This is a genomic window from Aestuariivirga sp. (assembly GCF_046294715.1).
In the GTDB taxonomy this organism is placed as follows: Bacteria; Pseudomonadota; Alphaproteobacteria; order Rhizobiales; family Aestuariivirgaceae; genus Aestuariivirga.
Map to the genome: position 1 here is coordinate 53,940 of NZ_JBKBKI010000008.1, position 20,747 is coordinate 74,686.

At 65.7% G+C, this 20,747-nt stretch carries 18 protein-coding genes; 11 read left to right on the forward strand and 7 right to left on the reverse strand.

The genetic code is table 11. The annotated features are described in order from the left end of the window. From ACK4HL_RS07805 to ACK4HL_RS07820, 4 genes are read right to left on the reverse strand one after another with little or no spacing between them, the layout of a single operon-like run. The gene (locus tag ACK4HL_RS07805; protein WP_409758216.1) at window positions 1-855 is read right to left on the reverse strand and encodes a sugar phosphate isomerase/epimerase family protein; all 855 of its coding nucleotides are present in this window, start codon (window positions 853-855) and stop codon (window positions 1-3) included. Further along, window positions 855-1,994, reverse strand: coding sequence for a dihydrodipicolinate synthase family protein (locus ACK4HL_RS07810; protein WP_409758219.1), 1,140 nt, complete (start codon window positions 1,992-1,994; stop codon window positions 855-857). Before ACK4HL_RS07810 ends, ACK4HL_RS07805 begins: the two co-directional genes overlap by 1 nt. Window positions 1,995-1,997: 3 nt before the next feature. Then, on the reverse strand, window positions 1,998-2,759 hold the full coding sequence (locus tag ACK4HL_RS07815) for a 3-ketoacyl-ACP reductase (protein WP_409758222.1): 762 nt from the start codon (window positions 2,757-2,759) through the stop codon (window positions 1,998-2,000). After that, entirely contained in the window at window positions 2,756-3,424 is a 669-nt protein-coding gene (locus ACK4HL_RS07820; RefSeq protein ID WP_409758225.1) for a TetR/AcrR family transcriptional regulator, read from the reverse strand. Before ACK4HL_RS07820 ends, ACK4HL_RS07815 begins: the two co-directional genes overlap by 4 nt. Before the next feature lie 75 nt (window positions 3,425-3,499). Between ACK4HL_RS07820 and ACK4HL_RS07825 the strand changes: the two genes are divergently transcribed. From ACK4HL_RS07825 to ACK4HL_RS07875, 11 genes are all read left to right on the forward strand, one after another. After that, on the forward strand, window positions 3,500-5,086 hold the full coding sequence (locus ACK4HL_RS07825; protein ID WP_409758228.1) for a GMC family oxidoreductase: 1,587 nt from the start codon (window positions 3,500-3,502) through the stop codon (window positions 5,084-5,086). A 3-nt stretch (window positions 5,087-5,089) separates the two neighbouring features. Continuing rightward, the gene (locus ACK4HL_RS07830; RefSeq protein ID WP_409758231.1) at window positions 5,090-6,667 is read left to right on the forward strand and encodes an acyl CoA:acetate/3-ketoacid CoA transferase; all 1,578 of its coding nucleotides are present in this window, start codon (window positions 5,090-5,092) and stop codon (window positions 6,665-6,667) included. Further along, complete coding sequence (locus ACK4HL_RS07835; protein ID WP_409758234.1) at window positions 6,660-7,439, forward strand: enoyl-CoA hydratase/isomerase family protein; 780 nt, start codon at window positions 6,660-6,662, stop codon at window positions 7,437-7,439. The genes ACK4HL_RS07830 and ACK4HL_RS07835 overlap by 8 nt, the downstream gene beginning before the upstream one ends. 164 nt (window positions 7,440-7,603) lie before the next feature. Beyond that, the gene (locus ACK4HL_RS07840; protein WP_409758237.1) at window positions 7,604-8,845 is read left to right on the forward strand and encodes an ABC transporter substrate-binding protein; all 1,242 of its coding nucleotides are present in this window, start codon (window positions 7,604-7,606) and stop codon (window positions 8,843-8,845) included. A gap of 192 nt (window positions 8,846-9,037) precedes the next feature. Continuing rightward, window positions 9,038-9,934 (forward strand): carbohydrate ABC transporter permease, encoded by an 897-nt coding sequence (locus tag ACK4HL_RS07845; RefSeq protein ID WP_409758240.1) that lies wholly within the window; start codon window positions 9,038-9,040, stop codon window positions 9,932-9,934. Further along, a complete protein-coding gene (locus tag ACK4HL_RS07850) occupies window positions 9,931-10,812 on the forward strand; it encodes a carbohydrate ABC transporter permease (protein ID WP_409758243.1) in 882 nt (293 codons plus the stop codon). Before ACK4HL_RS07845 ends, ACK4HL_RS07850 begins: the two co-directional genes overlap by 4 nt. A 3-nt stretch (window positions 10,813-10,815) precedes the next feature. Continuing rightward, window positions 10,816-11,925 (forward strand): ABC transporter ATP-binding protein, encoded by a 1,110-nt coding sequence (locus tag ACK4HL_RS07855; RefSeq protein WP_409758246.1) that lies wholly within the window; start codon window positions 10,816-10,818, stop codon window positions 11,923-11,925. A 97-nt stretch (window positions 11,926-12,022) separates the two neighbouring features. Next, window positions 12,023-12,547, forward strand: coding sequence for an RNA polymerase sigma factor (locus ACK4HL_RS07860; RefSeq protein WP_409758249.1), 525 nt, complete (start codon window positions 12,023-12,025; stop codon window positions 12,545-12,547). Next, window positions 12,544-13,296, forward strand: coding sequence for an anti-sigma factor family protein (locus tag ACK4HL_RS07865; RefSeq protein ID WP_409758252.1), 753 nt, complete (start codon window positions 12,544-12,546; stop codon window positions 13,294-13,296). The genes ACK4HL_RS07860 and ACK4HL_RS07865 overlap by 4 nt, the downstream gene beginning before the upstream one ends. A gap of 130 nt (window positions 13,297-13,426) precedes the next feature. Beyond that, window positions 13,427-14,617, forward strand: a complete 1,191-nt coding sequence (locus tag ACK4HL_RS07870; RefSeq protein ID WP_409758254.1) for a sulfite oxidase — start codon at window positions 13,427-13,429, stop codon at window positions 14,615-14,617. 57 nt (window positions 14,618-14,674) lie between these two features. Further along, window positions 14,675-15,007 (forward strand): c-type cytochrome, encoded by a 333-nt coding sequence (locus tag ACK4HL_RS07875; protein WP_409758257.1) that lies wholly within the window; start codon window positions 14,675-14,677, stop codon window positions 15,005-15,007. Between the two features lie 36 nt (window positions 15,008-15,043). Here ACK4HL_RS07875 and ACK4HL_RS07880 read toward each other — a convergent pair whose 3' ends face one another. From ACK4HL_RS07880 to ACK4HL_RS07890, 3 genes are read right to left on the reverse strand one after another with little or no spacing between them, the layout of a single operon-like run. Continuing rightward, window positions 15,044-17,599: an FAD-dependent oxidoreductase gene (locus tag ACK4HL_RS07880; RefSeq protein WP_409758259.1), complete on the reverse strand. Its 2,556-nt coding sequence runs from the start codon at window positions 17,597-17,599 to the stop codon at window positions 15,044-15,046. 29 nt (window positions 17,600-17,628) lie between these two features. Continuing rightward, window positions 17,629-19,584 carry a glutamate synthase-related protein gene (locus ACK4HL_RS07885; RefSeq protein WP_409758262.1) on the reverse strand — a complete coding sequence of 652 codons (1,956 nt, stop codon included), beginning with the start codon at window positions 19,582-19,584 and terminating at the stop codon, window positions 17,629-17,631. Further along, the gene (locus tag ACK4HL_RS07890; RefSeq protein WP_409758265.1) at window positions 19,560-20,516 is read right to left on the reverse strand and encodes a class II glutamine amidotransferase; all 957 of its coding nucleotides are present in this window, start codon (window positions 20,514-20,516) and stop codon (window positions 19,560-19,562) included. Before ACK4HL_RS07890 ends, ACK4HL_RS07885 begins: the two co-directional genes overlap by 25 nt. Window positions 20,517-20,747 lie beyond the last annotated feature (231 nt).

Below are 20,747 nucleotides of genomic sequence, written 5' to 3' on the forward strand. Positions count from 1 at the left end.
TCAGGTGGCCGTCGCGAAGCGTTCGCGGCATACGGAAAGCGTTTCCGCGATCGGCCGCTTCCACCAGTTCCCGGCAGAAAAGATCTCCACCTCGACGAAGCCCTCATAGCCGGCCGCCTCGACGTCGCGCCGGATCTTCGGCACGTCGATCACGCCATCGCCCATCATGCCGCGGTCGTTCAGCACGTCTTCGGTGGGAACCAGCCAGTCACAGACGTGAAAACCAAGGATCCGCCGCGCGGCGCCGGCCCGTGCGATGGCCTGCCGCAAACCGGGATCCCACCAGACGTGGTAGACGTCGATGCAGACGCCAAGCCAGGGCTCGTTCACTGTGCCTTCGATGGCTTCGCACATGGCGAGGGCTTCCGACAGAAGCGAGAGGCAGGAGCGATCCGCCGCGTAGACCGGATGGAGCGGCTCGAGCGCGATGCGCACGCCATGGGCCTTGCCATGATCGAGAAGCAGGGCCGTGCCTTCCGCCACCTGGGCGCGGGCTCCTGCGATGTCCTTCGATCCCGCGGGCAGGCCGCCCACCACCATGACGAAGCTCCTGGCGCCCAGTTCGGCCGCATCGGTGATGGCCCTTCGGTTGGCTTCGATGTTCTGCTCGAATGCGGCCTTGTCAGCAGCAGGAATGTAGGTGCTGCGGCAGTAGCCGGGCACGCCGAGGCCGGCCGCGCGGATCTGCCTTGCGATGGCGCCGATATCCTTGCCCTCGACTTCGCGCCGCCAGGGGGCAATGCCGCCGAAGCCGGCGCGTGCCACGGCGTCGATCACCTCCTCGATCGTGGCCTGGAAGCCCAGCGTCGCGGTATTGACGGCGCAATCCTTCAGCCTTGCCGAGAGATCGCGCATCACGCGCCATGAACGGCAAGAAGCTGCTTCATGCGCTTCACCGCCAGCTCCGGGTCGGAGAGCAGCCGCGCCTGGTCCGCGAGCTTGAAGACCTCGGTGAAATAGGAGAGCGGCCGCATGGCCTGTGCGCCGTTCACCATGATGAAGTGGTCCTGATGGCCGTTCAGCCATGCCAGGAAGACGATGCCGGTTTTGTAATACTGCGTGGGTGCGCGGAAAATGAGCCGCGACAACGGCACGGTCGGCGCCATGAGGGCCTCGTACTTCTTCATCGCGCCCCTGCTCAGCGCGGAGAGGGCGGCGGAGGCCGCGGGCGCTATGGCGTCAAAGATGCCGAGGAGGGCGTGGGAATATCCCTGGTCGTCTCCGGCAATCAGCGCGGGGTAGTTGAAGTCGTCGCCGGTGTACATCTTCACCCCGGCGGGAAGGCGGCGCCGCATGGTGATTTCCTTGTCCGCGTCGAGCAGCGAAATCTTGATGCCGTCGACCTTCGCCTCATTCGCGGCAATCGCGGCAAGGCAGGTTTCCATCGCGGGCTTGAACTCCGCCTTCCCCCAATAGCCCTTGAGGGCGGGGTCGAACATGTCGCCGAGCCAGTGCAGGATGACGGGCCGTTCGGCTTCCGACAGCACCTTTCCATAGACCTTCACGTAATCATCGGGTGACTTCGCGACGCGCACGAGGGCGCGGCTGGCCATCAGGATGACGCGGCCGCCGAGCTTCTGGATGGCGTGCAGCTGCTCGAGATAGGCCTTGATCACATGGTCGAGAGTCCGAGCGGCGGCGGGATCGAGCTGATCCGTGCCGCAGCCCGAGAAGATCACGTCCTTGCGCGGCCCGGCGTCCTCGAGAGAGCGGCCGATGAGGTCCAGCGCGCGCGGCCAGTCGAGGCCCATGCCGCGTTGCGACGTGTCCATCGCCTCGGCAATGCCGAAACCGAGGTCGAGGAGATGGCGGCGGAAGGCGAGGGTGCGCTCCCAGTCGAGGGCGGGAGGGCCCGAGGGATCGGCTCCGCTCATCGGGTCGGCAACGACATGGGCCGCCGCGAAGGCAACGCGGTTGAAGGGCGCCTTGGGCCTTCGCGCGGAGAGCGGCTCGCCCGTGAGCTTGTAGGGTCCGTCCGGAAACCTGATCTTCATGGCTCAGTACCTCACGCTCAGGAGACCACCATCGGCCTGGATGACCTGGCCAGACGTGTAGGGCAGCAGACCCGAAGCCAGTGTCGCGGCGATGCGACCGACCTCCTCCGGCGTGCCGAAGCGCCGGATGACGGTCAGGCCGCCCTCGATCAGCGCGTCGTATCTCGCCTTGGAAGGGGCGGTCATGTCCGTCTCGATGAAGCCGGGCTGTATCTCGTAGACGCCGATCCCCGCATCCGAGAGGCGTGCGGCAAAGAGCTTGGTGATCATCGAGGCTCCCGCCTTCGAGATGCAGTACTCCCCTCGCGCGATGGACGGGGCGACCGCGTTGGCGGAAGACACGGTTACGATGCTGGGGTGTCCGCCGCCTTCCTTTTTCAGCAGCCGGCGCGCGAAGGCCTGGGTGAGAAAGAAGGTGCCGCGGGTGTTGACGGCCTGGCAGCGGTCATAGCTCTCGGGCGTGACGTCGAGGAGGTCGCCGCGGCTCAGGACCGAGACCCCTGCATTGTTGACCAGCGTGGTGAGAGGGCCGAGCGCCGTCTCCGCGGCGGCGAGCAGCGATTCATGCGTTTCGATGCGGCCGATGTCGGCGGCGAGCGCGGCGGACTTGCGGCCGCGTGCAGCGATATCCGCCGCCACGGCGGAGAGCTCCTCCGAGGCCACGACATCCGCCACCGCCACGTCAAAGCCCTGTTCGGCAAGGGCGAGCGCTATGGCCTTGCCGATGCCGCGCCGCCCGCCGGTGACGAGTGCCGCCTGTCTCATTGCCGTTCCTCTATCTTTGCCAGCGTCTCCGGCGTGCAGACCACGCGGAGGATCGTCTTGGTGTTGAAATCGAGCCGCTTCTCCAGCGCCGCCTTGTCCATCAGGTCCCGCTCGAAGACGATCGATCCGGTGAAGCGGTTGGTGAGATAGTAATAGCCGATGGCGGCAATGGTGATGTTGACCTGAACGGCGTCGAGATCTCCCCGGAACAGGCCCTCTCGGGCACCGCGCGCCAGAAGGGCCCGCATGCGTTCGACGAAGGGGCGGCTCATCTCGCGCATCCGCTCGGAGACCTTGATGTGCCGCGCCTTGTGGAGGTTCTCGCTGTTGACGAGGGTGATGAATTCGGGGTTGTCGAGGTAGTAGGACCAGGTGAAGCGCACCAGCCGCTTCAGGGCGGTGAGGGGATCGTCCTTCTCGATCTCGAGCCGCGCTTCGGCTTCGCGGATGTCGGCATAGGCATCCTCGAGGGTGATGCGGAACAGGTCGTCCTTGTTGCCGAAATAGTGATAGAGCATGCGCTTGTTGGTGCGGGCCCGCGCGGCGATATCGTCGACCCGCGCGCCGCCCAGCCCCTTCCGGGCGAACTCGGCCTTGGCGGCCTTGAGGATTCGCGCCCGGGTGGCTTCCGGGTCACGTGCCTTGAAGGAAATGGCTCTGGCCAAGATTCCGCTCTTGAAATAACCAACTGGTTATTTATAAACGGATCCACCGCACCGAACAAGGGGCTTGCAGCGGCAATGTATGACTATGTGATCGTCGGGGGAGGATCGGCAGGCTGCGTGCTCGCCGCGCGGCTCTCCGAGATGGAAGCCACGAAGGTGCTGCTCATCGAAGCGGGGCCGCGCGACACGAACCCCTACATCCACATGCCGGTGGGCTTCTTCAAGATGACGGCGGGCCCGCTGATCTGGGGGTATGAGACGGCGCCGCTGCGCCATGCCAACAACCGTACCACCGTCTATCCTCAGGCGAGAGTGCTCGGCGGCGGCAGTTCCATCAATGCGGAGATCTATACGAGGGGTTGCCCGGAGGATTACGACGGCTGGGCAAGCCGGCATGGCTGCGACGGCTGGAACTGGGCCGACCTCAAGCCATACTTCATCAAGTCGGAGGGCAATACGCGGCTCGGCGGTCCGGAGCACGGCATCGACGGTCCGCTCGGGGTTTCGGACCTGCAGAGCTACAACGTGGTTTCCCAGGCCTATGTGCAGGGCTGCATGGACTTCGGCATGCCTTACAACCCCGATTTCAATTCGGGGCGCCAGGAAGGTGCGGGCCTCTACCAGACGACGACGCGCAACGGCCGGCGCTGCAGTGCCGCCGTCGGCTATCTGAAACCGGCGCTGAAGCGGCCCAACCTGACGCTTCGGACGGGCGTGATGGTGAAGCGCATCATCATCGAGAACGGCCGCGCGACAGGGGTGGAGATCGCCGATGGCGACCGCATCGAGCGCATTGACGCGGCGAGCGAGGTGGTTCTGACGGCAGGCGCCATCGGCTCCCCGAAGCTGCTGATGCTGTCCGGAATCGGACCTGCCGGGCACCTCGAGCAGGTGGGGCTGAAGGTGGTGCATGACCTGCCCGGCGTGGGCGAGAACTTCCATGACCACTTCTCGACCGACGTGACCTGGGTTCTCAACGGCCCGCACTCCTATGACAAGTACAAGAAGGCACACTGGAAGCTGTGGGCCGGGCTGCAATATGCGATGTTCCGCAGCGGCCCCGTGGCCTCGAACATCGTGGAGGCGGGCGCCTTCTGGTGGAGCGACCGCTCCGAGAAGACGCCTGACCTGCAGTTCCACTTTCTCGCCGGCGCCGGGGTGGAGGAGGGGGTGGGCAGCGTGCCGGGCGGGAATGGCGCCACCTGCAATTCCTATCACGTGCGGCCGCGCTCGCGCGGGTCCGTCCGGCTCCGGTCTGCCGATCCCCGCGATCCGCCGCTCATCGATCCCAACAGCTTCGCAGAGCCCTACGACCTCGAACGCCACATCGACGGCATCAAGATCACCCAGGAGGTGGGCCGCACCCGCGCCATGCGGAAGTTCGTGACGGCCGAGCATTTTCCCGGTCCTGCAGTCAAGACGAGGGCTGATTACGAGGCCTGCGCGCGGTCGAACGCGCGGTCGTCCTATCACCCGGTCGGCACCTGCAAGATGGGACGGGACGAGATGGCGGTCGTGGACCCCTTGCTGCGCGTGCGCGGCATCGAGCGGCTCCGGGTCTGCGACAGCTCGATCATGCCGGAGCTCGTCTCCTCGAACACCAATGCCCCGACCATCGCCATTGCAGAGAAGGCCGCGGACTTGATCCGCGGCAACAGGTGAAAGATGCCGAAGATCGTTGCCGCCGCCGATGCAGTCAAGGCCATCCCCGATGGCGCGACCGTCGCCGTCAACTCCTCCTCCGGCCTCAACTGCCCGGACGCCGTGCTGAAGGCTCTGGGCGAGAGGTTCGACAGGGAGAGCCACCCGCGCGGCCTCACGATGATCCACCCGATCGCCGCCGGCGACATGTTCGGAATCCGCGGTGTGGAGCACATCGCCAAGCCCGGCCTCATCGGCCGCATCATCGGGGGGTCCTACCCCTCGGGTCCCTCGACGTCGGAACCGCCGATGATCTGGCAGATGCTCGGCGCCAACGCGATGCCTGCCTACAACGTGCCTTCCGGCATCCTGTTCGACATGATGCGGGAAGCGGCGGCGAAGCGCCCCGGCGTCATCACCAAGGTGGGGCTCGACACATTCGTCGACCCGGACCGCGAGGGCTGCGCCATGAACGCCCGGGCGGCGGAAAGCCCCATCGTGCGCAAGATCTCCTTCGAGGGCGAGGAGTGGCTGTTCTTCCCGACGATCGTGCCAAGCGTGGCCATCATCCGTGCCAGCGCCTGCGACGAGCGGGGCAACATGAGCTTCGAGCAGGAGGGTGCCTATCTCGGAGCCATGGAGCTGGCCCTCGCCGCCCACAACAACGGCGGCATCGTCATCGCGCAGGTGCGCTCCATCGTCGAAAACGAGACGCTGAAGCCCCACCAGGTGCGGGTTCCGGGGATCCTCGTCGACTACATCGTCGAAGCGCCCGACCAATGGCAGACGACCCAGACACCCTACGACCCGGCAATCTCGGGCGAGGTGTTCAAGCCCATTTCCAGCTTCGGGCTGATGGAGTTCGGAACGGGCAAGGCCATTGCGAGGCGCGTGGCGCAGGAGCTGAGGAAGGGCTGGGCCGTCAATCTCGGCTTCGGCGTGTCGGCCAACGTGCCGCGCATCTTCATCGAGGAGGGCCTGCACGGGCAAGCTACCTGGGTGATCGAGCAGGGGGCGGTGGGTGGCGTGCCGCTGCTGGAATTCCAGTTCGGTTGCGCCTCCAATGCCGAGGCCTTCGTGCCCTCCGCCTACCAGTTCACCTATTTCCAGGCGGCGGGGTTCGACTGTTCGCTGCTCTCCTTCCTGCAGATCGATTCCCACGGCTCGGTGAACGTCTCGAAGCTGGGTGCGAGGCCGCATGTGACGGCGGGGGCGGGCGGCTTCGTGGACATCACCTCGCGTGCCCGCAAGATCGTCTATTCCGGCTTCTACAATGCGGGCGCGAAGATGGAGATCTCCGGCGGCCGGCTCAGAATCGAAAGGGAAGGCAAGGTCAGGAAGCTGGTGAAGGAGGTGGAGCAGGTCTCCTTCTCGGGAAAGCGCGGCGTGGCGCAGGGCCAGGACGTGACCTACGTGACGGAGCGCTGCGTCATGAAGCTCGCGCCCGAGGGCATCGTGCTGACCGAGATCGCGCCCGGCGTCGATCTCCAGGCCCACATCCTGGATCAGTCCGAGTTTCCGCTCATCGTCTCGCCTGATCTCAAGGAGATGGACAAGCGCCTGTTCCAGCCGGAGAAGATGGGGCTGGCACTCGATGGCTGACACGGGCGACAGCCGCATCAGGCTCAGCTTCGAAGGGCCGCTTGCCACGATCGTGATCGCGCGACAGGACAAGCTCAACGCGCTCGATTACCGCATGGTGCTGGCGCTCGAGCAGGCCGCGCGGCTGGTCGAGGAGCAAACGGCCGTGCGGGCGGCGATCATCACCGGCGAGGGCGAGAAATCATTCTGCGCCGGAGGCGACATCGAGGCGTGGTCGGCGCTCAGCCCCGGCGAATTCGGCCTCGCCTGGGTGCGCCACGGCCACCGCGCCTTCGATGCCCTGGCGCGACTCAGGCAGCCGCTCATCGCGGTGCTGAACGGGCACACGCTGGGAGGCGGGCTCGAACTCGCCGCCACGGCCGATTTCCGCATCGCCGAGCAACACGTGAAGATCGGGTCTCCCGAAACGGGGCTCGGCATCATACCCGGCTGGTCGGGAACCCAGCGCAGCGTCAACCGCTTCGGGCCGCAGCTGGTGCGGCGCATGGCACTCCTGGGCGAGCTGTTCACGGCCGAGGAGGGCCTCGGCCTCGGGCTCGTCGATGCCCTGGCCCCGCGCGGGCGAGGGATGGCGGCGGCCACCGAAATGGCCCAGAGAATCATGCACCGGGGCCCGCTCGCCACCCAGTCCGCCAAGATGCTGATCAATGCCGCCGAGGGGGAGGAGGTCCACCGGCCCCTGGAGGCGCTGGCCGGCGGGCTCGCCTCCTCCAGCGAGGAGCTGAAGGAAGGCCTCGCCGCCTTCCGCCAGAAGCGGCCGCCGGAGTTCTGAAGAAATCCCGTTGCGGGAAATCCGGCAAGACGATAAGGTCGTAACGAGCTGGTTACTTAATTGATGCGTGCGAGGCCCTGCGGCCTGGCACGACAGGGCGCCCGAGGCAAGCTGCCGAAGGGTGCCGATAATGCCGGCTTTGGAGCAACTCAGGGAGGTTTCACATGTTGCGCAGGTTCTTGCTTACCACTGCAGCCCTCGTCGGGATCACTGCCATGGCACAGGCCGACGAGGTCGAGGTGCTGCATTGGTGGACATCCGGCGGCGAAGCGGCCGCACTCGACGTCCTGAAGAAGGATCTCGAATCGAAGGGCGTCACCTGGAAGGACATGCCGGTCGCGGGCGGCGGCGGCGAGGCGGCGATGACGGCACTCCGCGCCCGCGTCACGGCCGGCAATCCCCCGACGGCCGTGCAGGCCCTGGGCTTCGACATCACCGATTGGGCCCAGCAGGGCGCCCTGGGCGACCTCAACGAGGTGGCCACCGCCGAGGGCTGGGACAAGGTCGTTCCCGCCGCCCTGCAGAACTTCTCAAAGCACGACGGCAAGTGGATCGCGGCGCCGGTGAACGTCCACTCCACCAACTGGGTGTGGATCAACAAGGCGGCGCTCGACGCAGCCGGGGGCAAGGCGCCCGAAAGCTGGGATGAGCTCGTGGCCGTGCTCGACAAGATGAAGGCCAACGGCATCACGCCGCTGGCGCATGGCGGCCAGCCCTGGCAGGACGCCACCATCTTCGACGCGGTCGTGCTCTCCATGGGGCCGGACTTCTACAAGTCCTCCATGATCGACCTCGACCCCGGGGCACTCTCCGGCGAAAAGATGGTGGAGGTCTTCAACCGCATGGCCAAGCTCCGCAGCTATGTGGACGACAACTTCTCCGGCCGTGACTGGAACCTCGCCTCGGCCATGGTCATCGAGGGCAAGGCCGGCATGCAGATGATGGGCGACTGGGCCAAGGGCGAATTCCTCAAGGCGGGCAAGAAGCCCGGCGCGGACTTCGTCTGCATTCGCTTCCCCGGCACGCAGGGCGCCGTCACCTTCAACTCCGACCAGTTCATGATGTTCAAGGTGGGCGAAGGACAGCAGAAGGCCCAGCTCACCATGGCCTCGGCGATCGAGAGCCCGGCCTTCCAGTCTGCCTTCAACGTGGTGAAGGGTTCGGTTCCCGCCCGCACCGACGTTCCGAACGACGCCTTCGACGATTGCGGAAAGAAGGGCATGGCGGATCTCGCCGAAGCCAACGAGAAGGGCACGCTCATGGGCTCCATGGCGCATGGCCACGCGGCCCCCGCTTCCATCAAGAACGCCGTCTACGACGTGGTGACGCGCCACTTCAACGGCGAGATGGACGCGGCCGCCGCCGCCAAGGAACTGGCGGACGCCGTTGCCGCCGCCAAGGGCTGACGACAATGCGGCCCCGGCGATGCCGGGGCCGCCGCCTCCCATGCCGCTTGATCGAAGGAATATTCCTGATTGCGGAAAATAATCCTTGACAGCGCGCGATCAATCCGGCACGAAGGGGGATACTCCACACATGGGTGAGACGATGAGCGGCGCAGGTGCCGCTCGCAGACGAGGTGAAGAGGACAACGCTCCGTGACCGCCACCGCCGCTCCACGCGCCGTGCTCCAGGCCTGGCTGCCGCGCCTCGTGCTCGCACCGAGCTTTGCGCTCGTCCTGCTGTTCATCTATGGCTTCATCGTCTTCACGGGCGTCTTGTCCTTCACCGGTTCGAAGATCCTGCCCGACCTTTCGAACTGGGTCGGCTTCAACAACTACATCCGCCTGTTCAACCATCCGAACTGGCTGACGGCTCTCAAGAACCTCGCGATCTTCGGCACGCTCTACATCGCGGTGAGCAGCGTGCTCGGGCTGGGCCTCGCAATCCTCCTCGATCAGAAGATCCGCGGCGAGGGCATGCTGCGGCCGGTCTATCTCTATCCCATGGCGCTGTCCTTCATCGTCACCGGCGTCGCGTGGAAATGGTTTCTCGATCCCGGCATCGGCCTCGAGCAGGTGGTGCGGTCCTGGGGTTTCGAGTCCTTCTCGTTCCGATGGATCAAGGAAGGGAGGATGGCGATCTACACGGTGGTGATCGCCGCCGTCTGGCAGTCATCCGGCTTCGTGATGGCGATGTTCCTCGCCGGTCTCCGCGGGGTCGACAACGAGATCATCAAGGCCGCGCAGATCGACGGCGCGACGAACTGGACGCTGTACCGCCGCATCATCATTCCCATGATGCGACCGGTCTTCCTCTCGGCCTTCGTGGTGCTGGCGCATCTCGCCATCAAGTCCTACGACCTGATCGTCGCGATGACGAGCGGCGGGCCCGGCACCGCCACCTGGACGCCGGCGCTCTTCATGCAGAACTTCACCTTCACGCGGAACGAGATGGGCATGGGTGCATCCTCCGCCATCGTCATGATGATGATGATCGCCGCGATCATCGTGCCCTATCTCTATTCCGAACTCGGCCAGGGGCAGCGCAAATGAGCGGCGGGCAGCAGGAGACCGCAGTCCGCACCGGAGCCCTCGTGCGGGCGCTCGTCTACGGGCTTCTGATCCTGTTCGCCGTCTATTACCTGCTGCCGCTCTACGTGATGCTGGTCAATTCGGTGAAGCCCCTGACCGAGATCCAGCAGGGCCGCATGCTCGCGGTTCCCCTGCAGTTCACGCTCGATCCCTGGTCCACCGCCTGGTCGACCGCGCAGATCGGCGTCCAGCCCACCGGCCTCAAGCCCTACTTCCTCAATTCGCTCATCATGGTCGTGCCGGCGGTGGCCATCTCCACCTTTCTCGGCGCCCTCAACGGCTACGTGCTCACGAAGTGGCGCTTCCCGGGCGACAACGTCGTTTTCGCGCTGATGCTGCTCGCCTGCTTCATCCCGTTTCAGATCGTGCTCATTCCTTCAGCCCGGATCCTCGGACTGCTGGGCCTTGCCGGCACCACGTCGGGGCTGGTGCTGGTGCACGTCGTCTACGGCCTCGGCTTCACCACCCTGTTCTTCCGGAACTACTACGAGGCCTTTCCGACGGAACTCGTGCGCGCCGCCATGATCGATGGCGCGGGCTTCTGGAAGATCTTCACGCGCATCCTGCTCCCGAGCTCAGGCCCCATCGTCATCGTGACGGTGATCTGGCAGTTCACCAACATCTGGAACGACTTCCTGTTCGGCGCCTCGTTCTCGGACGCGGATTCGATGCCGATGACGGTGGCGCTCAACAATCTCGTCAACTCGTCGACGGGGGTGAAGGAATACAACGTGCATTTCGCGGGCGCCATTCTCGCCGCCCTTCCCACGCTCATCGTCTATGTCGTCTCTGGCCGTTACTTCGTGCGCGGCCTGATGGCGGGCTCGGTCAAGGGTTAGCGCATGGCATTCCTCGAAATCGACAATCTCGAAAAGAAGTTCGGCGCCGTGGACGTGCTGAAGGGCATCACCCTCGAGGTGGAGGAGGGCGGCTTCCTGGTGCTGGTGGGCCCGTCGGGCTGCGGCAAGTCCACGCTGCTCAACACCATCGCCGGCCTCGAGTCGATCACCTCGGGCGAGATCCGCATCGCCGGGCGCAGGGTGAACGATCTCCACCCTTCCGCGCGCGACATCGCGATGGTGTTCCAGTCATACGCTCTCTACCCGAACATGACCGTTGCCGGGAACATCGGCTTCGGCATGGAAATGCGCGGCGTTGCCAAGGCGGAACGGGAGAAGGCCATCCAGCAAGTGGCCGAGATGCTGCAGATTTCCCATCTTCTCGAACGCAAGCCCTCGCAGCTTTCCGGAGGCCAGCGCCAGCGCGTGGCGATGGGGCGCGCGCTCGTGCGGCGCCCGCAGGTCTTCCTCTTCGACGAGCCGCTTTCCAATCTCGACGCCAAGCTGCGCGTGGACATGCGCACCGAGATCAAGCGGCTCCATTCGCGGCTCAAGACCACCATCGTCTATGTGACGCATGACCAGATCGAGGCGATGACTCTCGCCACCAAGATCGCGGTGCTGAAGGATGGCGTTCTCCAGCAATCGGGGACGCCAGCCGAAATCTACAACCGGCCGGCCAACATGTTCGTCGCCGATTTCATGGGTTCGCCCGCCATGAACCTTCTCTCGGCCAAGGTCATCGGCAGCGGATCGTCACTGTCGCTCGAGGTTGAGCAGCGTGACCGGGCGCCGCTGGCGCTGCAGCTTCAAGACGCGCAACTTGCCCCTTGGGCCGGCCGCAAGGTCGTCTTCGGCATCAGGCCCGAGGCCATCACCGATCCCGAAGGCGCAGACCGCCTCTCGCGCAACATCGTCGAGGCCGACTGCCTCATCGAAGTCGTCGAGCCGGCCGGCGCGGATACCTATGCGGTCACGTTCCTGGGCGGAAGGGAAGCTGTGGCCCGGCTTCGGGCGGACGCCAAGATCCAGCCCGGAAACGTGAGCCGGCTCGCCTTCAATCTCGACCGCGCGGTGTTCTTCGACCCCGAAAGCGAAGCCCTTATCGCCTGAACAGTGCTGCAGGTGGAATAAAAGGGCACGCCCGTTCGTCCATGTGTAAGGATGGGCTTGAACTTCAGGGCAACCACAAGAAAAGCCACTGACCGCGATGCATTTGCCGGTTGAAAAGAGGCTCGAGGCCTATAGTGCGCGGTTGCTGGCCTACGCAAACGCGTTGTGCCGCGACCGTGAGGCTGCTCAGGATCTCTTTCACGAGGGTGTGGTGCGGGCACTCCAGGCCAGGAACATTCCGGACGCCGAGCCGGCGTTCCGCGCCTGGCTGTTCACCATTCTGCGCAACGTCTGGATTGACCAGCTGCGGTCAATCAGGCGCAAGGCCGAGATCGAAGAGGAGTTTGCCGCCGACCTGGCTCCGGCGCCGGTCTCGCTCGAGACGGTGGTGGTCGATGCCTTTGCGATACGCCAGGCCTATGCCTGCCTCAGCGTAGGCCATCGCGAGATCTTGGCGCTCGTCGACGTTACCGGTTTCAGTTACGAAGAGGCCGCGGCCATCATCGGGGTGCCGGCCGGAACCGTGATGAGCCGGGTAAGCCGCGCCAGGAGGGCTCTCGCCGCCCGGCTGGCAGACGACAACATCGTGTCTCTTGCCCGGCGGCGGGCGGGTGGAAAATGAGCGGCACCGAGGACATATTCGACTCATTGAGTGCGTACATCGACGGCGAGCTCGACCCGGTGGAAACCGCCCGCATCGCCCATCGGATCGCATCTGACGAAGCGGTGGCGCGGAACGCCGCCCGGCTGGCGGAAATGAAGTCCGCAGTCGCAGGACTTCTCGAGCCGGTCGTGGTGCTTCGCCTTCCCAGGCCTCGCGGGCGGAAGCACCCTCTGATCCGCCCCCTGACGGCTGCATGCCTTGTCGCCGCCCTCGCGAGCGTGATCCTGGCAAGCCTCCTGCTGAATGGGCAAGGCCATCGACAGGCCAACGCCATTGTGGAGGCGATCGCGCGCCATGACGCGTGGCTGGAGAGCGTTGACCTTCCGGGAACGCCGTCGTTCTCTCCTGCGGCAAGCCCGACTGCGCCCGATCTGCTGGCCGCTGGACTCTTCCTCGCCTTCGAGCACCCCGGCCTGCACATCGATGGACGACCCGCGACACATACGGCCTACGTCGGCCGCAACGGATGCCGGCTCAGCCTGTTCTCTCTGGCTGGAGGGGCTGCGCGCGAGAGCTTCGCGATCTCAGGCGAAGAGGGCTTGCTGCGCGCCTCCTGGTCGGACGGCGCGATCGATCATTTCCTTGTTGCCAGGGCCATGTCCGAAGCACGATTTGCCGCGATCGTCAGCGTTCTGCGGTCGGGGCAGCGGCGCAAGGAGGAGGCGGTCGCCGGCCTCGACGTGATGCGCCAGCCCTGCATCGGTTGAAAGAACGTCCGGCCATTCTGCGGACGGAGGGAATTTTTCCAGCACTTCCATCGTTTCGTCCACTTGTCGGCACCCGTTGAACTGCACAATCGAGGACACAGCCGTGCCTCGGCAAGGGAGGATTTGACAATTGGAAAATAATCTTACGTTGAAGCGCCGTGGATTTCTCGTGGGAAGCGCAAGCGCGCTGGCTGCAGCCGGGTTCGGCGCGCCGGTGCCGATCGCCGCGGCGCAGGAGGCGAAGCCGCTGCCGGATTATGTCGCCTGGAAGAATGCCGGATCGCTCATCGTACACAGCGACAAGACGCTCGAAACCAAGCGCGGCGAGATCGGGGCGGGGATCATCACGCCGGCCGACCGGCTCTACATCCGCAACAACGTGAACGTGCCTGACGATTCGATCGTTGCGGACCGGGATGGCTGGATGGTCGAATTCGCGGGCGTGAAGGAGCCTCGGTCCATAAGCGTCGGTGAGTTGAAGACGTTGGGCGTCGAGACTGTGGCGGCAGTCCTGCAATGCTCCGGCAACGGTCGTGCATACTTCGAGCACAAGCCGAGCGGAACCCCCTGGACGGTCGGTGCTGCAGGATGCGTCCTCTGGTCTGGTGTTCCGTTGAAAGCCGTCATCGAAGCAATGGGCGGTGCGGTCGAGGGAACAAGATTCGTCACGGGAACAGGTGGAGAGGTGATCCCGGAGGGCCTCGATCCAAAGGACCTGATCGTCGAGCGCTCCGTGCCGGCCGAGGCCTTGGAGAGCATCATACTCGCCTGGGAAATGAATGGCGCTCCCGTTCCGCTTGCTCATGGCGGCCCGCTGCGCATGATCGTTCCCGGTTACACCGGCGTCAACAACATCAAGTATGTAAAGAAGGTCGCCCTGACGGAGAACGAGACCGACGCCAAGATTCAGGCGACGCGCTATCGAATCTACCCCGTGGGCGGCAAAGCCTCGACGAGCGATCCGTCGGTGTGGAAGATGGAGGTCAAGTCCTGGATCACGTCTCCGCTCGAGGTGGCGAAGGCTGGAAAGGTGCAGGTCACCGGTGTTGCTTTCGGCGGATTCCATGCCGTTTCGAGCGTCGAGGTCTCTGCCGATGGCGGTGAGACGTGGAAGAAGGCCGATTTCGTCGGGCCGGATCTTGGGCGCTATGCTTGGCGGCCATTCGTGATCAGTCTCGATCTGCCGGCCGGGCGCCATACGCTCGTCAGCCGCGCAACGGACAGCGAGGGAAAGAGCCAGCCCCGCGAGTTCGAGCCCAACCAGTCCGGGTACAGTCACAATGGCTGGCTTGCCCATGGCGTCACGGTCGATGTGGCGTGATCGACGCAGCCCCTTGCGCTCAGCGAGGGGCTTCTCCAGCAACTTGTGGGAAGCTTCATGAAGCATCCGGTCCCGTTGCGGCTGGCCTGTCTCGCCTGGCCGCTGTTTCTTGGCCTGAACGTAGCTCGGGCCGACCAGGCCGAGATCGATCTCGGAAGGGAAGTGTTTCTCACGATCTCGGAACCGGATTGCGCCCTGTGCCATACGCTTGCCGATGCGGGATCGAAGGGCAAGGTGGGCCCAAGCCTCGACGATCTCATGCCTGACGCGGATCGCGTCCGGAAGGCGGTCACAGAGGGCGTGGGCGTGATGCCGCCAAACGAGGTCCTGACGGCAGAGCAGATCGAAGCGGTCGCGCGCTACGTCTCCACGGTCGCTGGCAAGAACTGACAGACTCCCCGCGTGGCGCCTGCCTTCAGAATGGCGTCACTCCGCGGCTTCGACGACCGTTCCGCGCTTCGTCCCCGCGAGGGCGAGGCCGAAGGCCCTGGCGCTGGCCAGGGTGATGGCGCGCAGGTCCTCGGGCTCGATGTTGCGCACGTCGGTCTTGCCGGTGCAGCGCGCCATGATCGAGGCCTCCGCCGACATGGCGTTGATGATCGAGGCCGCGGCATCGACCCGCTCGTCGTGGCTGCGATCGCCGAAGAAGGCGAGGCCGCGCGGCCCCAGTTCTCCGCCGAGCGCCATGGCCATGGTCATGCCGATGGCGCCGGCCTTGGCGCCGAGGCCGATCAGCTTGGCCACGTCCGTGCCGGAGCGCACGCCGCCGAAATAGACGAAGTCGATGTCTTCCTCGCGGTTCAGCTTGCGCACGATGCGCAGAGCGTCGCGCAGCACGGTGAAGTCCGGGTAGCCATTGAGCTCCGGCCACTGCCCGGTGAGTCCGGACGAGCCGTCGAGCAGCACCATGTCGAAGCCGTGCTCGAGGGCGAAGGGGATTGCCGCCTCGAGATCGGCGGCGCGCGCCACGAGGCCGAGGATCAAGCCCTGCTGCTTCTCGGGCGCAAACGCGGCGAAGCCCCCCGGCATGGCATAGACATGGCCCGCGGCCGCCCCGTCCGGCGTGTCCTCGCCCACACGTACGAGCTGCAGCCAGGGCGCCTTGCTGCCGGGAAGGGCGCTCCGGCCCAGATAGGCGGAGCCCACATTGGCCAGCGCCGCACCGAGCGCCGTCTTCGCCTCGGCGGGAAGCCCGTCGAGGCCGGCGGCGATCACCGGAATGTCCAGCTTCACCTTGCCTGCGATATCCGTCGCCGTGTTGCAGGCGTCGCGATAGGGGTCGATCACCAGGCGCGAGAGGTTGGCGGGGAGCAGCACCAGGTCGTCGAAGGAGGCGTGGTGGTTCTCCGGGAAGGGGTTGGCCTTGGGCTCCAGCCGCTTCTCGAGAATGGCCTTCTGCGTGCGGAGGTCGCTCACGGGGGTGCGCGCCATGACGAAGATGTCCTCGCGCGTCTTCACCGAATAGTCGGTGGAGCCGGTCTCGGCGTCGCAGCGGTAGCAGCGCGCCGCCTCCTCCTTCGCGGTGACGTCGTCGTAGGTGGTCTCGATCTCGGGGAAGGCGACCGGGTTCGCACCAAGGCCGTTGAACGTCTGCTCGCGGCGCGGAAAGATTTCCCAGTTGATGTCCTGCGCCACCGGCACGCGCCGGGTGCGGTAGGGGGTGCGGTAGGGCAGGGGCTCGGCGATGCCGTCGAGATGCGCCTTCACGTAGTGCGCGGCGCGGTGGCCGTGCATCATCGCCATGACGATGGTGGAGCCGCCGAAGGCGCCGTCGCCCGCCTCGAACACCTGGGGGTCCGCCGTGCGCATCGAATCCCAGTCGGTGCGCACGCGGTCGCCCGCCATCAGGCCCCTGGCTTGGAGCTCGTCCGATTCCGCCTTCTGGCCCACCGCCATGATCACCATGCCGCAGTCGAGGTCGCGCTCGGAGCCGGGCACCGTCTCGGGCTTGCGGCGGCCGTCGGCGCCGGGCGCGCCGAGCCGCGTCTCCACGCAGCGCAGCGCCAGGCCGGCGCCATTGCTCACAACCTCCACCGGCTGGGTGTTGTAGACGATCTCGATGTTCTCCTCGATCGCCTGCTTCAGCTCTTCCTTGCGGGCGGGGATTTCCTTCGGGCCGCGGCGGTAGACGACCTTCACCTCCTTCACGCCCGGCATGCGCAGCGCGGCGCGGCAGGCGTCCATGGCGACGTCGCCGCCGCCCACCACGATCACCTTCTCCGGCAGCGTGGGGCGCTCGCCGGCGTTGATGCGGCGCAGGAAGCCGACGCCGTCCACGACGTTCGGATTGTCCTCGCCCGGAATGCCCATGGGCTTGCCCCACCAGGAGCCGATGGTGAGCAGCACCGCCGCGTGGCGCTGCTTCAGCTCGTCCAGCGTCACGTCCTTGCCGAGCGCCACGCCGCAATGGATGGTGATGCCCGGGCAGTGCTTCAGCATGCGCTGCATGTCTTCCTCGATGATGCCCGGCGGCAGGCGGAAGCCCGGAATGCCCCACACCATCATGCCGCCCGGCTTGTCCATCATCTCGTAGACGTGGACTTCGAAGCCGGCCTCGGCCAGGTCCTGCGCGGCGGTCAGCCCGGCGGGACCTGCGCCGACGATGCCCACCGTCTCCTTGCGGGTCACGGCGGCGGGCGGAAGGTGATGGTCCTCGCCGAGCTTGTCCATCACGTAGCGCTTGAGGTTGCGGATGGCCAGCGGGCCGTCGCTCTCGGTGCGGCGGCAGGCGGGCTCGCAGGGCGCATCGCAGACGCGGCCGCAGATCGAGGAGAAGGGGTTCGTGGCGGTGATCGCCTCGAAAGCCTCGGCGTATTTCTCCTCCCAGATGTAGCCGATGTAGGAGGGCGCATCGGTGCCGACGGGGCAGGCCACCTGGCAGGGCGCGGGCACGAAGTGGGGGTCCTGCGTATCGTCGCGGGCGGGGGCGCGGGGCGGCCGCACGCGGTTGATGTCATAGACGGTGATGACGTTCGTGCTCATCGCGGGTGTCCTGTCGTTGTCTGGCGGTGTCAGGAGGCCTTGCGGAGGTCCTGGTCGCGTTCGCGGTATTCCGGGTGATAGGGCAGCCTGGTGATGGCCGCCGCCTCGGGCGTCAGCGCCACCAGATCGTCGCGCGAGATCTGGTGCGGGTTGGCATAACCCAGCGCCTGGGTGATGGCGGCGATCTGCCAGCGCACGGACTCGAGGAAGCGGTGGATGTTCTGCGCCTCGAGGGGGACGTTGTAGCGCTTCTCATGCTCCGGGTCCTGGGTGGCGATGCCGGTGACGCAGGTGCCGACATGGCACTGCAGGCAGGCGATGCAGCCGCCGGCGATGATCGCCGAGGTGCCGAGCGCCACGGCGTGCGCGCCGAGCGCCAGCGCCTTCATGGCGTCGATGCCGTCCTTGATGCCGCCCATCAGCACGATTGGCATGTCGAGCCCTCCGACCTCCGTCAGCGCGTCGCGCGCCTCCTGGATGGCGGAGAGGGTGGGAATGCCGACGAACTCCAGAACCTCGTTGCCGGCGGCACCGGTGGAGCCCTGCATGCCGTCGAGCTCCACGAAATCGAAGCCGTCCTTCCAGGCGATCTTGATGTCGTCGCGCACGCGGCCGGCGCCGAGCTTCACGGAGACGGGGATGCGGTAGCCCGTCGCCTCGCGGAATTCCTCGACCTTGATGACGAGGTCGTCCGCGCCCAGCACGTCCGGGTGGCGCGAGGGCGAGCGCAGGTCGATTCCCGCCGGGATGCCGCGGATGCGGGCGATCTCGGGCGTCACCTTCTTGGCCATCAGCTGGCCGCCGAGGCCGGGCTTGGCGCCCTGGCTGATATAGATCTCGAGGCCGTTGGCCTGCTGCATGTCATGGATGTTCCAGCCCAGCCGGCCCGCGAGGCACTGGTAGATGAGCTGGTCCGCCTCCTTGCGCTGCTCCTTCGACATGCCGCCCTCGCCGGTGTTCTCCGAGATGCCGGAGAGGCGGGAGGCGATGGCGAGCGCCAGCTTGGCGGACTTCGACAGCGCGCCGTAGGACATGGGCGCGATCATCACCGGCATCGACAGCTTCAGCGGGTTGGCGCCGGAGCGGCCGCCCACTTCGGTCTTGAGGTCGACCTTCGACAGCACGTCGGGGTCGGTGCCGATGGCCGGCAGTATGTCGCGCTTGAAAGCGATGTCGGAGAGGTGCGGCATGGGCCGCGCCGCGCCATATCCGCGGATGCGGTAGCGGCCGATCTGCGCCTTGATGTGGATGTCCTCCTGCACCTTGGCGTTCCAGTAGGCGTTGTCGGCGAAGCTCTCGAAGAAGGGAATGGCGCGGCGGCGCGGCTCGCTGCGCGGATAGCGCAGCTTCTGGCCGGCGTTCACGATCTTCTGGAAGGTGCCCTTGAAGGGGATCTCGTACTTGTCGAGGAAGGCCATGATCTCGTCGCGCTCGGCGGCGGGGAGGTCGATGAGCATCGCGTCGGTGCCCATCTGGCCGAGCTTTCCTGCCACGTAGATCGAGCCGCCGGTCATGTCCTGGCCGACCTTCTCGCCGGACTCGCCCAGGATGATCAGGCGGCCGCCATACATCATGTAGCCCGCCATGAAGTTGGCGTTGCCGCAGGCCAGGAGCGTGCCGGCCTTCATCACCTGCCCGGCACGCGAGCCGATGTTGCCCTTGACCACGATCTCGGCGCCGCGGATGGCGACGCCCGGAATGGCGGAGGCGTTGCCGTTCACGACGATGGAGCCGCTCAGCATGTTGTCGCCCACGCCCCAGCCCACGTTGTTGTCGACGAGGAAGCGCGGGCCGTCCGTCAGGCCGCCGCAGAAATAGCCGGCGGAGCCGCGGATGTGCACGTTGATGGGATGCGTCAGCCCGACGCCGATGTGGTGGCGCGCATCGGGGTTGAGCACCTCGACGTCGACACCTTCCGCTCCATGCTTGCGCAGGAGCTCGTTGGCTTCGCGGACGGGTGTTACGCTGAGGTCGATCGTTGCCATGTATCGTAGGTTCCGGGAGCTGGTTCGGAGGTGTTGAGGGCGCGGCCGGGGAAGAGGCGGTTGAGCGAGACTTCCTCGGAGGCGATCGCGATGATCTTGTCGTCCTCGTACTTCACCATCGGCTTCGCCGCGAGCTTGTCCTTGGCGTAGCCGATCTCGTCCTTCGTCGAGACGAGGAAGGAGAAGGTGCCGTCGAGATCGTCGATCGAGGTCTTGAGCGCCTCCTTCAGCGTGTGGCCGTGCTTCAGCTTGTCGGCGAGGTAGACGGCGATCAGCTCGGAGTCGTTGTCGGTGTTGAAGAAGTAGCCCTGCTTCTCGAGGCGGCGGCGCATCTTGTAGTAATTCGTGATCTGGCCGTTGTGGACGATCGAGATGTCGGCGAAGCCCGTCGCCCAGAAGGGGTGGGTGGCTTCGGGCGCCACGTCCGACTCCGTGGCAAGCCGCACATGGCCGATGCCGTGCGTGCCCTTGAAGTTCTCGATCTCGTAGACATTGTCCACGTCATGGGCGCCGCCCAGGTCCTTGATGATGTCGAGGCTCTCGCCGATCGAGGAGAGCTTGGCGGCGTGCTCCATCTCGAAGGCGAATCTCTGCAGGTCGCCGTCGAACTTGACGAGAACGGCAAAGGATGAGCCCTTGTGCTCCTCCTCCACGATGCGGGCCTGGAACTCGGCGAGCTTCGCCTTAACCCGCTCGATGCCCTTTTCGGCTGCCTCGCCCGAGCCGACGATGAAGCGCAACCGCAGATGGCCGGGCACCGGGTCCCGGTAGAGCGAGAAACCCGTTGAGTCCGGACCGCGGTGCTGGCAGCCGTCCAGCATGTCGATCAGCGCCTTTCCGACCTTCGCATCGGCCGAGGAATTGCCCTTGTAGAGGATTCCAGCTATTCCACACATGGTGAGGCTCAGCTCCCGTTCTGTTGTCGGCGTCACCCTAGGGCAGAGGCCTTTTTCGCGCAATAGGAATTCAACTTTTATTCCCCTCAGGAAAGCACTGGCCTGGGGACTGGCCCTTGCCCGATGCCCTCCGCGCGAGGAATTCCGCTGTGGACGGGCCTTGCCGAAACCGGAACCAAATCCCCCGCCAGCCATTCCTGTGAGGCTGCCTGTGTCTCATACGTGACACAGCCACAGCGGCGCGCGCAACAGGGGCCAGGGCACCCG